Annotated in this window: 11 protein-coding genes; 8 read left to right on the forward strand and 3 right to left on the reverse strand. The window is 49.7% G+C overall.

The window, feature by feature from the left end; genetic code table 11:
* Window positions 1-11 precede the first annotated feature (11 nt).
* A complete protein-coding gene (locus ACN4EK_RS29115; protein WP_431661936.1) occupies window positions 12-2,447 on the reverse strand; it encodes a phosphoketolase family protein in 2,436 nt (811 codons plus the stop codon).
* A 1,140-nt stretch (window positions 2,448-3,587) separates the two neighbouring features.
* Here ACN4EK_RS29115 and ppk1 point away from each other — a divergent pair.
* The 5 genes from ppk1 to ACN4EK_RS29140 all read left to right on the forward strand — a co-directional run bounded on the left by ppk1 (window position 3,588) and on the right by ACN4EK_RS29140 (window position 9,269).
* Window positions 3,588-5,729 carry a polyphosphate kinase 1 gene (gene ppk1, locus ACN4EK_RS29120; RefSeq protein ID WP_431661937.1) on the forward strand — a complete coding sequence of 714 codons (2,142 nt, stop codon included), beginning with the start codon at window positions 3,588-3,590 and terminating at the stop codon, window positions 5,727-5,729.
* Between the two features lie 278 nt (window positions 5,730-6,007).
* On the forward strand, window positions 6,008-7,486 hold the full coding sequence (locus tag ACN4EK_RS29125) for an alpha/beta fold hydrolase (RefSeq protein WP_431661938.1): 1,479 nt from the start codon (window positions 6,008-6,010) through the stop codon (window positions 7,484-7,486).
* Window positions 7,487-7,646: 160 nt separating this feature from the next.
* Window positions 7,647-8,105: a DUF4174 domain-containing protein gene (locus ACN4EK_RS29130; protein WP_431661939.1), complete on the forward strand. Its 459-nt coding sequence runs from the start codon at window positions 7,647-7,649 to the stop codon at window positions 8,103-8,105.
* A 218-nt stretch (window positions 8,106-8,323) separates the two neighbouring features.
* On the forward strand, window positions 8,324-8,680 hold the full coding sequence (locus tag ACN4EK_RS29135) for a helix-turn-helix domain-containing protein (RefSeq protein ID WP_431661940.1): 357 nt from the start codon (window positions 8,324-8,326) through the stop codon (window positions 8,678-8,680).
* Window positions 8,681-8,687: 7 nt separating this feature from the next.
* Window positions 8,688-9,269 (forward strand): IS630 family transposase, encoded by a 582-nt coding sequence (locus tag ACN4EK_RS29140; RefSeq protein WP_431661941.1) that lies wholly within the window; start codon window positions 8,688-8,690, stop codon window positions 9,267-9,269.
* A 364-nt stretch (window positions 9,270-9,633) separates the two neighbouring features.
* Here the strand turns inward: ACN4EK_RS29140 and ACN4EK_RS29145 are convergent, their stop codons facing one another.
* Together ACN4EK_RS29145 and ACN4EK_RS29150 are read right to left on the reverse strand one after the other, a co-directional pair.
* Window positions 9,634-10,119 (reverse strand): response regulator transcription factor, encoded by a 486-nt coding sequence (locus tag ACN4EK_RS29145; RefSeq protein WP_431661942.1) that lies wholly within the window; start codon window positions 10,117-10,119, stop codon window positions 9,634-9,636.
* A gap of 559 nt (window positions 10,120-10,678) precedes the next feature.
* The gene (locus ACN4EK_RS29150) at window positions 10,679-11,530 is read right to left on the reverse strand and encodes a hypothetical protein (RefSeq protein ID WP_431661943.1); all 852 of its coding nucleotides are present in this window, start codon (window positions 11,528-11,530) and stop codon (window positions 10,679-10,681) included.
* Window positions 11,531-11,768: 238 nt separating this feature from the next.
* Here ACN4EK_RS29150 and ACN4EK_RS29155 point away from each other — a divergent pair, with 238 nt between their 5' ends.
* From ACN4EK_RS29155 to ACN4EK_RS29165, 3 genes are read left to right on the forward strand one after another with little or no spacing between them, the layout of a single operon-like run.
* Window positions 11,769-12,362: a DUF4255 domain-containing protein gene (locus ACN4EK_RS29155; protein WP_431661944.1), complete on the forward strand. Its 594-nt coding sequence runs from the start codon at window positions 11,769-11,771 to the stop codon at window positions 12,360-12,362.
* Window positions 12,359-13,168: a hypothetical protein gene (locus ACN4EK_RS29160; protein WP_431661945.1), complete on the forward strand. Its 810-nt coding sequence runs from the start codon at window positions 12,359-12,361 to the stop codon at window positions 13,166-13,168. The genes ACN4EK_RS29155 and ACN4EK_RS29160 overlap by 4 nt, the downstream gene beginning before the upstream one ends.
* Before the next feature lie 52 nt (window positions 13,169-13,220).
* Window positions 13,221-14,975 (forward strand): phage tail sheath family protein, encoded by a 1,755-nt coding sequence (locus ACN4EK_RS29165; RefSeq protein WP_431661946.1) that lies wholly within the window; start codon window positions 13,221-13,223, stop codon window positions 14,973-14,975.
* The last annotated feature ends 64 nt before the right edge of the window (window positions 14,976-15,039 follow it).

Below are 15,039 nucleotides of genomic sequence, written 5' to 3' on the forward strand. Positions count from 1 at the left end.
ATCCTCTACATTTAGTAGGACCACCGCCAACTCACGACATCAGGCCGATCGATGCCATGTTCATAGGCGTAATTCCGGCAGGAAATTTGCTCATCTTTCAGCATTTCCTTAACATGGGCACCGGCGACCTTAAGGCTAGGAATTCGATCAATTACATCGATCGCAATACTAAAGCGATCGATCTGGTTGCAGATTGCCAGGTCTAACGGTGTGTTGATGTTCCCTTTTTCCTTATAGCCGCGCACATGCATATTTTTGTGATTTGTGCGACGGTAGGTGAGGCGATGAATCAACCAGGGATAGCCGTGGAAGTTGAAGATGATCGGTTTATCCAGGGTAAAGAGTGAGTCGAAATCGCGATCGCTTAACCCATGCGGGTGCTCTGAGTCAGGTTGTAACTTGAACAGATCGATCACATTAATAAAGCGGATCTTCAACTCTGGAAAATGTTCTCGCAGAATGCAGGATGCCGCTAGAGACTCTTGGGTAGGAATGTCCCCTGCCGTTGCCAGGACGACATCAGGTTCCTGTCCGGCATCCGTACAAGCCCATTCCCAGATGTCAATCCCCTTTGTGCAGTTTTTCACTGCTGTATCCATATCGTGATACTGCAAGTGCAACTGCTTATCTGACACGATCACATTGATATAATCCTTACTGCGTAAGCAGTGATCTGTTACCGATAACAATGTGTTCACATCCGGTGGCATATAAATCCACACGACCTCTGGACTCTTGTTCAGTACAACATCCAGAAAGCCAGGATCTTGATGAGTAAATCCATTATGATCCTGCCGCCACACTGTTGAGGTAATTAACAAATTCAGGGATGAGATTTCTTCGCGCCAATGAATGTGATTGCAAATCTCTAACCATTTGGCATGTTGGTTAAACATCGAATCAATCACATGGGCAAATGATTCATAGGTGGAAAAGAACCCATGCCGACCCGTGAGCAAATACCCTTCTAGCCAGCCTTCCAGCGTATGCTCACTTAACATCTCCATCACCCGCCCATCGGGAGATAGCTCGCCACCATCTGCGTCTTCTGGCAGGTAATCGGCAATCCAGAATTTCTTGCTGACTTCGTAGACTGCATTGAGCTTATTCGAGGTATTTTCATCAGGACCAAACACGCGGAAGCTGGTCATGTTTTGTTTCATCACATCCCGCAGGAATACACCCAAGGGTTTTGTGTTCTCAACCTCGATCGTGCCGGGCTGATCCACCGGAACACCGTACAACCGAAAGTCGGGCATTTTGAGATCACGCCGTAACAACCCACCATTGGCGTAGGGGGTGGAACCTAACCGCTTATCCCCAGTAGGAGCTACCTGCTTGATTTCTGGAAATAGTGTACCGTTCTGATCAAACAGGGTTTCGGGTTGATAGCTGCGCATCCATGCCTCTAACTGACGCATATGCTCAGGATTAGTACGCATGCCGCCCATGGGTACCTGATGTGCCCGCCAAAAGCCTTCAACTTTGTGACCGTCTACTTCAGTCGGTCCTGTCCAGCCTTTGGGCGATCGCAGCACAATCATAGGCCAAATCGGACGAATAGGAGTGCCGTTAGAACGGGCTTCCTGCTGAATGCCGTGGATTTTAGCCACACAATGGTCTAAGGTGGCGGCCATTGCCTGATGCATGGATTCTGGATCAGACCCTTCGACAAAGAATGGTTCATAGCCATACCCTTCAAATAAGGCTTTGAGTTCTCGATGGCTGATGCGGGACAGAATCGTTGGGTTATTGATTTTGTAGCCGTTTAAGTGCAGTACGGGTAAGACAGCCCCATCCCGGATCGGATTAATGAATTTGCTGGAATGCCAGGACGTTGCCAGAGGTCCAGTTTCCGATTCTCCATCCCCTGGCATGGCTACGACGATCAAATTGGGGTTATCAAATGCAGCACCGTAGGCATGGGACAGACTATACCCCAGTTCGCCCCCTTCATGAATTGACCCTGGAGTTTCGGGGGTGCAATGACTCCCAATCCCGCCAGGAAACGAGAACTGCTTAAAGAAGCGTTTCATCCCCTCGGCATCTTCACTACATTCGGAGAAGAAGTGAGAGTAGGTTCCTTCCAGGTAACAGGGCCCTAAAAACCCAGGAGCACCATGTCCCGCCCCTACCATAAACAACATATCCTGATCGAATTTCCGAATGATTCGATTCAGATGAGTATACAGAAAGCTAATTCCCGGACTAGATCCCCAATGTCCTAGTAATCGCTGTTTAATCTGCTCCGGTTTCAGGGGTTCTCTCAGCAAGGGATTGTCCCTGAGATAGATCATCCCAGCCGCTAAGTAGTTAGCAGCTCGCCAAAAGGCATGGATCTGACGAAGTTCTTCCGGGGAAAGCGGAGCACCTGCGATCGTGGAGCGGGCAGGCCCAAAGGCACTAATTGCAGGGTCTACAGTTGATTTGGGCGGTGTTGCTACCATAAGATGCCTGTCTTTGTGAAAGTACAGTTTTTCTGTTGAGCCTGAATGGACGATCGAGTCAAACTATCGTTCAGCTAAACCATGAACGTTCTGTCACTGCGGTAATCTCTTGAGGTTGCATCCTGCTAACCATTGGCGATCGCTGATCGTCCTTAAAATTTGGGGCTATCGGTAAGAGGACTGGTAGGGATAGCGGCTATGCGTGATTTACGGCTAACTCAAGGCATTGTGACAGAACGTTAAATCATTCCTAATTGTGTAGAGCAACAGCAGTCGAATTTAATCAATAGATCAGTAGGTAGGCATAATTAAACTGACGATGCTGAAACTGCCCTTATCCCTCAATCCCCTTCTCCCAAATTTGGCCTACGGTGTACACACATCTCCTCAACCACCTCAGGATCCTGCATTTTGCCCCCCTAGCCCCCCAATTTTGGGGGGAACCAGACAATTCAAAGTCCCCCAGAATTGGGGGATTTAGGGGGCTAAAAGCTTTAAACGAAGTCCGGCTTGACTTGTGTGTACACGGTAGCCCAAATTTGGCAGAAGAGGGCTAAGATTGCCTCCCCTCACCCAGTGTTGGGAGAGGGGCTGGGGGTGAGGGCAAAAGGCTAGCATTTTACAATTAATTTCACCTGGCTACTTATCTAACACCATAGTTGAGCGTCAAGATAATTTACTCAAACGGGCAACCTTCAACACTAAAGATATATCGTAAGTTATAAAATTTGACTAGAAGAATTTTGAATAAAGATACAAGAATATGGTGAGGTTAAATCCAGTTTAAGATAAAATTATATAAAAACAAAATATTCCAGGATAACTAGCTAAGCTTTGTAATTCTAATCCAAACATCGACAAAAATAGTCATCTATTTGATAGATTACTTCTACTGGCGGATAACTCTAGAGCGGGTTTGAAGCAAGTTGCTGTTTGAGTCGCGCTCTTAGAGCGGCAGTAGCCCTGCTAACTTTATATTATTGTTTTTTAGATCTATACTGCTAAAAACCTGGCTTATTCAGACCTCTTTCCAATTTTTCTCCGTCATGCTAGGCGCTGCTTTCAAAAGAAATCAAATAAGAAAATAAAATTACTTTTATTTGTTCTGGCTAAGCTGCCGATTTGGTGTACTTTGTTCTCATGGCAAAAACTAAAGAAACGACTGCTACTGTTAACTTGAACGATCCCCAGTATTATTTCAACCGAGAGCTGAGTTGGTTAGAATTTAATCGGCGGGTGTTGCAAGAAGCGATCGATCCCCGAACTCCATTACTGGAGCGGGTCAAATTTTCGGCGATCTTTGCGTCTAACCTGGATGAGTTTTTTATGGTGCGGGTTGCCAGTTTGCAACGCCAAGTTGATGCCCAGGTGGCAACGTTAACCCCGGATGGACGCACTCCCCAACAGCAGTTGGATGGCATTAGCCAATCTCTACATCCAATGGTGGCTCAGTTGCAAGAGCTATTTGAGGACGAACTCCGCCCCCAGTTAGCGGCTGAAGGGGTGCATGTCTTGAAATACCCAGAGCTGAATCAATCTCAGCGCCGTTATCTCAAGCAGTACTTTACAGAGCGAGTGTTTCCTATTCTGACTCCTTTAGCGGTCGATCCGTCTCATCCCTTTCCCCTACTGTCCAATTTAAGCCTCAACCTCGCCGTGGTATTAAGGGACCCCGAGACAGGAGAGACAGGATTTGCCCGAGTTAAGGTGCCCGATAGTTTACCGCGTTTTGTCCCCTTACCCTCCGACGTTCATCCCAAAAGCGATCGCCCGGTTGTTTGGGCTGGTGTTTCCTTAGAACAAATCATTGCGGATAACCTGGAATCACTATTTCCCGGAATGACCATTGAGGAACATCATCTGTTTCGAGTCACGCGGGATGCGGATTTGTCAGTACAGGAAGCGGAAGCCGAAGACTTAGCTGCCGCGATCGCCCAGGAACTCAGCCGCCGTCGCTTTGGTGGATCGGTTGTCCGATTTCAATTTGCCCCCACCATGTCGGAGTTTGTTAAGCAAACACTGATCAAAGGCATGAATGTTGATCCAAACGATCTCTACATGACTCAGGGATGGCTGGGAATGCGCGATTTAATGTCCTTCATGGCATTACCACTCCCCCACTTAAAAGATCAACCCTGGACTCCTGTCATTCCCAAACGTTTGCGTCACCTAAATGAAGAGTTAGCACTCGGTGAAGACACTGGCGAAGATATTTTCCATGTCATTCGTCAAGGTGATCTGTTAGTTCATCATCCCTATGAGTCATTCACGGCATCGGTTGAACATTTCATTACCCACGCTGCCCAAGATCCTGAGGTTCAAGCCATTAAGCTGACTCTCTACCGGACCTCGAGTGATTCACCGATTATCAACGCATTAATTGCTGCTGCCCAAAACGGCAAACAGGTGGTTGCCTTAGTAGAAATCAAAGCTCGGTTTGATGAAGCCAGTAATATTAATTGGGCACGGGCATTAGAAGACGCAGGAGTGCATGTTGTCTATGGCGTGATGGGGCTGAAAACCCATACTAAAGTGTTGCTAGTCGTGCGACTGGAAGGTGAGGATATTCGCCGCTATGTCCACATTGGTACAGGCAATTACAATGCCAAAACAGCGAAGATTTATACCGACTTGGGTTTGCTCAGTTGTCAAGAAGAGTTGGGAGCAGACCTGACGGATTTATTTAATTACCTAACGGGCTTCTCCAAACAAAAATCGTTTCGTAAATTGCTGGTCGCTCCAGTGACATTACGCGATCGCATGATTGAGTTAATTCACCGGGAAATTGACCACTGCAAACAAGGTAATCCAGGACGCATCATTGCCAAGATGAACGCCTTGATTGATCCAAGCATGATCAAAACCCTGTACGAAGCCTCCCAAGCGGGGGTGCAGATTGACCTGATTGTGCGCGGCATGTGTTGCTTGCGTCCTGGAGTGCGAGCCGTCAGCGAAAATATTCGAGTCATCAGCATTGTGGGGCGTTATCTAGAACATTCCCGCATCTTTCATTTCCATAATCATGGCCAGGAAGAGGTCTACATTGGCAGTGCTGATTGGATGCAACGTAACCTCGATCGTCGGGTAGAAGCAATTACGCCAGTTGAAGATTCTAATTGTGCCAAAAAATTGCAGGAAATCCTGGATATTCTGCTGCGGGATAATCGCCAAGCCTGGGAACTCCAATCAGATGGCTCCTATATCCAGCGACATGCAACGGGTGATGAAGAGGAATACAGTGCCCAAAACATTCTTATGCAATCGAGTCTAAGCTCTAATTGATGATTGCTTTTCTCGTTACGGCTCTCCATTTACACTAGCCCATAGAAATGGGGGATGAAGAGTTGTAGAGCGAGGGAATCAGCATCACAACCGAAGGAATGTCACAACCGCCCTTTACCTCAAAGCCTTGTCCTATAAGTCTTTTACGTTTTTTAGTCATCAATCTTTAAAGAAGACTCAACCGAAGAATTACGTGTCATTTCGTAGGACTACCGAAGAAATAAATGTCACTTTTTGCGCTACACCAGTAGATGGTGTTTGGACGGTGGCTGAAGCTTGTGAAATTAAACTATAAACGCTTGGGACTCCTGGCACTCGCGATTCTGCTGATTGTTTTGTCCTGGTTGGGAATCGCGATCGCCCGATCCGGGCTGGAGGTGCGATCGTTTCAAAAAGAGGGTATTCCGTTGCTCTACTTGGCTCCTGAAGGGACGAGCGAAATCCCAGGAGTGTTAGTTGCACATGGGTTTGCAGGCTCTAAACAATTGATGTTGGGCTATGGACATGTCCTGGCTCATGCCGGTTATGCGGTCATGCTCTGGGATTTTGATGGGCATGGCGCAAATGGAACTCGCTTACAGCGATATGAGCTACAGCAGAATCTAGATGTTGCTTTGCAAGCTCTCCTGGAACAACCCCAGGTTGACCCAGGTCGTCTGGCACTGCTGGGGCACTCGATGGGTAGCGGCATTGTGATGACAGCTGGGATTCGTCACCCCAATCGCTTTGCGGCAACGGTTGCCGTTTCTCCAACAGGGGCGAATGTAACTCCCCAATCTCCCCGAAATCTGCAACTACAAGCAGGGAGTGGAGAGGGACGATTTGTGGGTAATGCCGAACGATTGCTGGCACAGGCAGGGGGAGAAAACACGAATTTAGCAGCAGGGCAGGGGCGGGAATTGGTGGTGATTCCGGGTGTCGAACACATCACAATCCTCTTTAGTGATGGGAGTCATCAGGCAGCACTGCGGTGGCTGAATGCAACGTTTGGCAGAACAAATGATAGCCAGTATCGCGATTTGACAAGTCAACGCTATCGCGATCGCCGCATGGTTTGGTACGGCTTACATTTACTGGGCTGGCTAGTTGGGTTGGCAGCGATCGCACCCCTCCTAACTCATCCTCCATTAATCGCCACCAAAATAGCTCCTATCCGACGATGGGTAGGCTTAATCGCTGCGCCCCTGGCAGCAACCGCAGGGTTGGTACTGCTGAACCAATGGTTTGATCTTCAGAACTTGGGTGGTGTTCAAGTTGGTGGCGCGGTTGGGGTCTGGTTTTTGATTGCCGGGTTAACCTGGCTGGGAGTGCTGGCGCGTCTACCTCGCCCTACCCTGCGTGCCGTTGGTCTGGGGGTTACGCTGTTTGCCATCCTCTGGATTGCCTTTGGTGCATTGGCACAGATCATTTGGCTTCAGTGGTGGCTGATTCCAATTCGGCTCAGAGTGTGGTTGCCAGTGGCGATCGCCTGTTTTCCCTGGTTTTTAGCAGCGGGAATCGTGCAAGAGAATATTGGGGTCGGCAAACGGATTCTCTGGTGGTTGGGGCAGAGCGTCGTCCTGATTGGCGGCTTTGTGTTGACGCTCAATTTTCTCCCTCAATTGGGATTCATGTTTCTGCTGTTGCCGCTATTTCCACCACTGATGGGAATCTTGTCTCTGGTGGCTGGTTTGTTAAATCGAGCATGGGTTTATGCGATCGGCTCTACTCTATTTTTCGGCTGGCTGCTGGCAGCAGGTTTTCCCCTGTCTGCCTGACCTGCGCACGCTCAAATTCTCCCCTGGGAATCAGTCCCTCTAGCAGGGATTTGGTTACAGTAAGTAAAGTTATTTCCGTACTCCGATGCAGTCTTTAACTGGACTTATTGTTCTTTTGTCCCTGCTACAGGGCTATGCCTCTCCCCAGCCTTTCACTGCTATGAGTGATTCGCTAAACCCTTCTCATTTCCAGTCGCTAGAGGCAGCCAATATTGCTGCAAGCCCCGATCGCTCCCAGGAAATCGAATTGAAGCTGAGCGACTATCAATGGCAACACCGTATCCTGCTGGTCTTTGCCCCCTCAACTGATTCAGCCAATTATCGCCAGCAGATGCAGGTATGGCAGGCGGACACGGCAGGAACCGACGATCGCGATCTAAAACTGGTGCAAATTCTGGGAGCCGGAGAGAGCCAGGTTGATGGGCGATCGCTCAGTTCAGCATCAGCGGAGAGACTGAGACAACAGTTTGGGATTACCTCTGAGGAATTTGCAGTAATTCTTGTGGGGAAGGATGGTACGGAGAAGCAACGAAGCCAAACTCCAATGGATTTAGCGATGCTGTTCCGCACGATCGATGCGATGCCAATGCGTCAGCAGGAGATGCGCTCCCGTCAGTAGGTCGGCAGTTGTGACTGAGCACATTATATTGCGCAATTTGCAAATGACTTGCGGTTCTTCATGAAGCCTAAAATCCTTGCATAGCAGCAACTTCAGCTTTTCTGGAACTTTTACATCCATATCAACCCTAAGAGCAAATGACCTGCACAAAATTATTCTCTGCAAGCCGAGATAATTCTTCAGGCGAAAATTGTCCTTCTTGGACGCTTGCAAATGAGTTGCGCTATAAACACCGAGAGATTGGTGAGAGTTTAGGAGTGAGTTCCGGCTTTATCAGCAAATGGACTGGACGATATGAACAATTAGGGGTGTCAGGGTTGCGATTAGGGTATCTTGGCTCCGTTGGGTATCTCGACTCTGAGCAACGTCAGGAGGTGATTGCCTGGTTGAAGCGCAAGAATTACTGGAATCTCACAGAGTTGCAGCAGCACATCGAACAGGAATATGAGGTCGTGTTTGACTCCAAGCAGAGCTACTACACCTTGTTTGAACAAGCTGGGATCAGCTGGAAGAAGACGCAAAAGCGTAATCCTAAAGCAGACCCCAAATTGGTCGAAAAAAAAACTGGAGATTAGTACCTGGTTGGAGACGCATCGCGAGGAAATCCACTCTGGTTCATTGATCGTCCTGTTCGAGGATGAGTGTCATCTGTTGTGGGGAGACGTTTGTGGGTATGTGTGGGGGAAAACTAATGAGCGGATTGAGGTTCCCATCACCAACGAACGAAGCAAGCAAACGTACTATGGAGCGGTGAATCTTCAGACCCAACAATGCCTGATTCAAGCGGCTGAAACGGGCAATTCTGAAAACACTATTGCCTTCTTGAACTATCTCCTGGCTCAACATCCTGATTGCCGGATTGCCTTGATCTGGGATGGCGCAACCTATCATCGTTCCAAAGAAGTGAAGGCGTATTTAGAGTCGGTGAATCAAGGGTTGGACGAATCGGACTGGAAAATCACCTGTATTCGCTTTGCCGCAAATGACCCCAAGCAGAATCCGATTGAGGATATTTGGTTGCAGGGGAAGCGATTCATTCGAGAGTACTATCACTTGTGTACATCATTCAATGTGGCTAAGTTCCTATTTGAGTTTGTCACACATCGACAAATCTTCAATTTTCCCAAGCTTTTTACCTATGGCTGTTTCTCACAACTTATTTAGGACTGCTATAGATAAAGCTATTTAGGATATGCATAATCTTTTCTAGGCGCAGTATCCCTATTGCATTGCTCATCTACGGGCAGATCCCAACTAAACTCCATCCACGATCGCGCCTCAACCGTTTTTTCGTTATTGAACCGTAATGCAGTAATCTTTGCCTGACCTGTCGGTGTTGCTCCAATCAAATAGATTCGACTGTTGACCCAGGCAAAATGATCTCGCTATCCCTACGTGAAGGTGTTGAAAAGGCGAACAAGCTGACCAGTCTCCGGATCGGGCAATTGATCTTTGAGATTGATTCAGACATGAGCCCTAAATAAACAACCATTGGCAAACAGATCGGCTATTGCCAGAGTAGCCATCTTCAGTTCTTAAAAAGCTCACTATCAATCTCGTGGATGAAAGACGCACAACGGTAAACGGCTGCTGCACGGCTATCCACCCCCAGCTTCATAAAGATACGACGGAGATGGGTAGAAACGGTCCACTCACTGATCCGCAATTGATGTCCGATCTGTTTATTCGACCAGCCCAGCGCAACATACTGGGTAACCTGTAATTCCCGACCAGTCAGAAGTTGAGTGATTTCTGTATCTTTCTTTAAAGCATTATTTTGAGTGCGAACAACAGCATAAAGTTGTCGATCGATTTCAAATTGACCCAGAATTGGTAGTGGAAAACTTTCCAGTGAGAAGAGTAAATCAGGATGATTCAAGTCTTCTAGCACCTTTCCCAGTGAGACGATCGCACAACGCGTATTTTCTATCAGAAATTCCTTAATTACATAGGGTTGTAGCCATTCTTTGGAACTGTTAGAGAAGGGTATGGGGGCATTAGCTTCGTCTAGCATGATTTACTCTTTAATCCAGAAGGTTAGCAGGTAGAAGCAACCTAAATAAGACTTACGCAAAAATCCTAAATCTGGTGGGGTAAAGGGGGCGATGCTCTTTTTGGGAATGAATCCCCAGGCTCCTCCCTTACCAGTAGCGTTCTGTGTAAGTCCAGCTAAAATCAACGGAGGATGCTTCGATTTAATGCAGCAGCGTTACACAACCGACGATCGATTCCTGTTTAATTTTAAGGATGTCCATCTACTCAGAGCGGTTTAATTTTTGCCTCCAAAACGACTGCACGGAGTTGCAAAAAACAATGCTGAACTAAGTCGGAACATTAGCTAGCGGAAGGAGCAAATCGTAATTTGCCCGCACCGACAAAAGCTCGATTATTTAATCTCCATTTCTAAGCAGCGAGCCCTTTGGTAAGTCCATTATTCCAAGCCTATTTGTCAAATGAAAGGCTTGCTAAGAAACTTAATCTCAAAATAGCCTTCCTAATCTACATGCAGTATAGAATGCCTGGAAAATTTTGAGGGTATCCCTTGGAGTACTTGATCGAGTCTGTTTTTCTTCCTACAGCAGATACCAAAAACCCCGAGCATCCAGCCAGAGGCTACGCTCAGCATTGGATAATTCTTCTGTTGCTTCTCCTGAAGCGGATCGGGTACCTGCTGCTTGGAAATCGACAATCGGGCTGAAGGCATTGGGGGCAACAATATGCAGGATGACCAAATGCAATTCAGTCCAGAGCAGTTGGCAAAGTCCTGTCTGGAGGATCAGTTGGGTCAGGGTGTTGCGTTCTAGGACAACCATTGGATCCGCATCCGAAAGTTTCTGGCAGGGAATATTCCAGGATTGCAACCGCTGGCAAATGACCGGAGAAGCTTCCCGGTTGCCGTTGTCTGCCTCCTGATAGGTCAACACAAAAGCAGAGTCCAGGCACGTTACCAGCGCAATCGTATCCCGAAATGCCAGCATCAGGGGTTGGTTCGTTGCGGAATTTGCTGCATATCGCTGGTCGAGCGATCGCGCCAGGACTTCCCATCGCCAGAAAATATCCAGGTTCTGATGGCGAGGGAGGACTGATTCGCGGGGTCGATCGCCAAGCCAGAACAGGTTCAAACTGGTTAAGTTGGTTTCATCCAGAAAGCGTTCCCAGGCAGAAATTGCCCGATTACGGTCATTCCAGGTTGTTTGCATGGAAGCCTGTCCGACTGGAGCGGAAAAGGGAAGAGGTGTCAGGGATTGCAGGTAGCTGCGGGGATTGTCCAGAATTTGCCAGAGTTCGCGCACAACCCAGAGTTCCATCGCTTTCCCCAGATGCTTTACCAATGGAATGCCGTAGGTCGATAACGTCAGGTCTGGATCAAGAATGCAATTCCAGAGGGGATGCGTTGGAGCAGGGAAGGGGGAAAACGCCAGCATATAGACTCACGCTGTTTTCCAACACCCTAGCGATCGCCCAATCAAAGCACAAGTCACACATTTGGAGTCACACATTTAGAGTCACACATTTGAGTTACTTCATCTCAGTTACCGGGGATATGTGACTTGTAGGCAGGAGCCGATCGCGATTATCACTACAGACATCAGCATTGCAACTGGCATCGCCCGAACGGTAGCAGGATAGTTCCTGCCGATTCATCACTGGAAACACGGATCTATGGCGAATTTAGAAGCAATTCATTCCGTAGGAAACTCACTCATCACCTATCTCCGCAATGTGTATGAAGCAGCACCGGAGGAAATGGGATTACCTGCCTGTGAATTTCGCCTGTTGTCCAGCACTGAAATGAATAACATGGAAGACCCAACGGCAGATAGTATTCTGTCACTGTATTTGCATCGGGCAACGATTAATCCCCATTTACGAAATTCTCGTCCAGTTGATGGTCGGTTACTCCAGCCTGTGCCCCTTTCCGTCGATCTGCACTATCTCATGACAGTATGGGCGCGGGACGTTCAGCCAGAGCATGTAATTCTGGCATGGGCGATGCGGCAACTTCATTTCACCCCTGTACTAGATCGGTCATTTCTGAGTGAAGAAGCGAACTGGGATGCGGGAGAACTGGTGCAGGTGATCCCATCTGAACTGAGCAATGAGGACATGATGCGGGTCTGGGACACGCTGAAGCCGTCTTACCATCTCACTGTTTCCTATGTTGCACGAGTGGTACGGATTGAAGCCGATCGCGCAGAAGAAGCGCGTCCCGTCGTTGCCACCCGATTTGGATTAACTGAGGAGGGGGCGCGATGAAACTGGAATGGAACGATCGGCGAATTCTGGGTGCCATTCGCTGCACCGATGCCGTTACCCGACTCAGTATCGGTCATGACTTGAAACTGTCTGCCAGCGGTGTTCGACTGGTGCGGAATCGACGGGGTTACTACGTGATTACGACTGCCCCCGGCTTTGATACCTATCGCCATTCCTTTCTTCCACCGACTCCCCCCCCTGCTCCAACCAGCATCCAGTTCACGGTGACCGATCCACTGGGATGCTATCTTCCCCGTCAGGTGGCGATCCAGCTTCCCCGCGACCCCGATCCCGCCAATGCGGAGATGGCAGATTCCCTGTTTCAACCGATCGACCTGCGGCTCTACCCCTCGCCGATCGCACCGATTGAACCGGGTTGGGCAGTGATTCGTGCCACTGTCACCAACAGCAGCAACCAGCGTCTTCCCTGGGCACTGATCCGGGTGACGCTACCGGAGGAACCCACACCCTACCTGAGTCAGGCAGATTGGCGGGGAGAAGCCCTGGTGGCTGTTCCCGGAATTCCGGTGACGAACTGGGTCAGTGACGCATCGGCAGAACCGGATGCCGATAGTCCTGTTTCCACGATCGAGCTGGATGCCAGTCTGGAAGTCCTGGTTGATCCGATGGTGCAGCCAATTCCGGCAACGGCGGATCTGGGAACGATTGCCGACCCCAATCCCAATTATTTCCCCAACCCCGAAGTCCTCAACGCCAGCCCAACGACTCAACGTTCTGCCCCTATCTCCCTGATTCTGGCAGCCGGACGCGATCGTCCCGCGACCCTGGCAGTCTCGCTGTCCTGAAACCGTCCACCTCCCCTCTGCTCCACTGTTCCATTTCCAGGAGAACCCCGTAATGACCAGCTTTTTAACCCCCGGTGTCTACGTGATTGAAGAGAGTCGCTCCAAGTCGATCGAAGGGGTCAGCACCAGCACAGCGGCGTTTGTCGGTCCAACTCTGAAAGGTCCCTATGAGCAAACTCCTCCCCTGCTCACCAGTTTTGGAGAGTTTGAGCAGATCTACGGCGGCATGGAGAACATCAACGGACAGCCCAACTACATTGCCCATGCGGTCAAGAACTATTTTGACAATGGGGGACTGCGGCTCTACGTCTCGCGGGTCGTTCCCATCAATACGACAACGGAGCAACCAATTGCCGCCACTGCCCAATCGGCTGATCTGGTAGCTGATGCGGTGGTGGCTGGCGGAGATGCCCGGTTTATTGCCCGGTTTCCCGGTTCCGGAGGGAATGGCGAAGTGACGTTGCTGGAGCAGGCAACCCCCGCCAGTGAGACAACCCTGAACAACGCCCCGATCGGCAGCATTCTTAGAGTTGCTGGAGCCACCCCCACCTATTTCTCGAAGGAAACGAATACCCCGGAACTCTCAGATTGGGAAAATGGGGCAGGTACGGCTCTGGCTGAGTCTAATCTGGCTTCACCACTGGAGATTTTGACTCTGACCGTGGTTGCCCGCGATCGGGCTGGAAATGAATACAGCTATGAAAATTTGGGCTTTTCGCCCACCCATCCCCTGTTTATTGGCAACGTTCTGGCTTCCACTCCAGCCCAACAGTCCGATGCGCTGAATAATCCCTTTGCAATTACCGTCACTGGTGTCACCGGATTGCAGTTGCGGGAAGCCCTGCTGGAAGGGCAGACCCTCCCGGATAACCCCTCGATGACCGGGCGAATTGTTCCCGTTTCTGGAGGAACCAGTGGCGGAGATCCCGGTTCAAGAGACTACGAGGCAGCCCTCGGACAGTTGCAGGCATTGGAAGATATTTCCATCATTGCCGCACCGGGCTACTCCGCCTACACCGATGCGACCCTACGGCAGGCTATTCAGAATGCCTTGATTACCTATGTCTCCCGACCCCGCGCCTACCAGATTGCAGTCCTGGATGCGCCTCGCAATGCCGATATCAATGGGGTGCGGGCTGCCCGCAGCCAGTTTGATTCAAAATATGTGGCGTTCTACTACCCCTGGGTGGTGGTTGCCAACCCTCTGGCGCGACCGGGAGATGCCAGCAGACCGAAGGAAATTGCCCTGCCGCCATCTGGATTTATCTGTGGCATCTATGCCCGTAACGATGCAGAACGGGGCGTTTATAAAGCGCCTGCCAATGAGGTTGTTCTGGGTGCATTGCGGTTTGAAACAGATATCAACTTCGCCCAGCAGGGTGTGTTGAATCCATCCGGCATTAACTGTCTGCGCTTCTTTCCAGGACGGGGCTATCGCGTCTGGGGTGCCCGGCTTGCCAGTTCCGACCCGGAATGGAAATACGTCAGCGATCGCCGTTACTTCAACTATCTGGAGCAATCCATCGATCGGGGTACCCAGTGGGCAGTATTTGAGCCAAACGGCGAGGGACTGTGGAGCAAAATTGTTCAATCAGTGAAGAGCTTTCTGTACAGCGAGTGGTTTTCCGGTGCGCTGTTTGGCAGCAACCCCCAGGAAGCCTTCTTTGTTCGCTGCGATCGCAGCACCATGACCCAGAACGACCTCAATAACGGTCGTCTGATCTGCATCATCGGCGTCGCGATCCAGAAACCAGCGGAGTTTGTCATCTTCCGGATCGGACAGAAGACCGCAGACGCAAGGGAGTAGGAATCTTAGATAGGGGTGATGGGAAAGCTCCCCCACCTCCCCACCCTGTCTCTTATACACATCT

Source organism: Pantanalinema rosaneae CENA516, from assembly GCF_050753385.1.
Taxonomy (GTDB): Bacteria; Cyanobacteriota; Cyanobacteriia; order Leptolyngbyales; family Leptolyngbyaceae; genus Pantanalinema; species Pantanalinema rosaneae.

Bases quoted from the DNA above. Each gene is read 5' to 3' on its own strand.
- ACN4EK_RS29115 (WP_431661936.1), bottom strand. From the start codon at position 2,447: ATGGTAGCAACACCGCCCAAATCAACTGTAGACCCTGCAATTAGTGCC.
- ppk1 (WP_431661937.1), top strand. From the start codon at position 3,588: ATGGCAAAAACTAAAGAAACGACTGCTACTGTTAACTTGAACGATCCC.
- ACN4EK_RS29130 (WP_431661939.1), top strand. From the start codon at position 7,647: ATGAGTGATTCGCTAAACCCTTCTCATTTCCAGTCGCTAGAGGCAGCC.
- ACN4EK_RS29145 (WP_431661942.1), bottom strand. From the start codon at position 10,119: ATGCTAGACGAAGCTAATGCCCCCATACCCTTCTCTAACAGTTCCAAA.
- ACN4EK_RS29150 (WP_431661943.1), bottom strand. From the start codon at position 11,530: ATGCTGGCGTTTTCCCCCTTCCCTGCTCCAACGCATCCCCTCTGGAAT.
- ACN4EK_RS29155 (WP_431661944.1), top strand. From the start codon at position 11,769: ATGGCGAATTTAGAAGCAATTCATTCCGTAGGAAACTCACTCATCACC.
- ACN4EK_RS29160 (WP_431661945.1), top strand. From the start codon at position 12,359: ATGAAACTGGAATGGAACGATCGGCGAATTCTGGGTGCCATTCGCTGC.
- ACN4EK_RS29165 (WP_431661946.1), top strand. From the start codon at position 13,221: ATGACCAGCTTTTTAACCCCCGGTGTCTACGTGATTGAAGAGAGTCGC.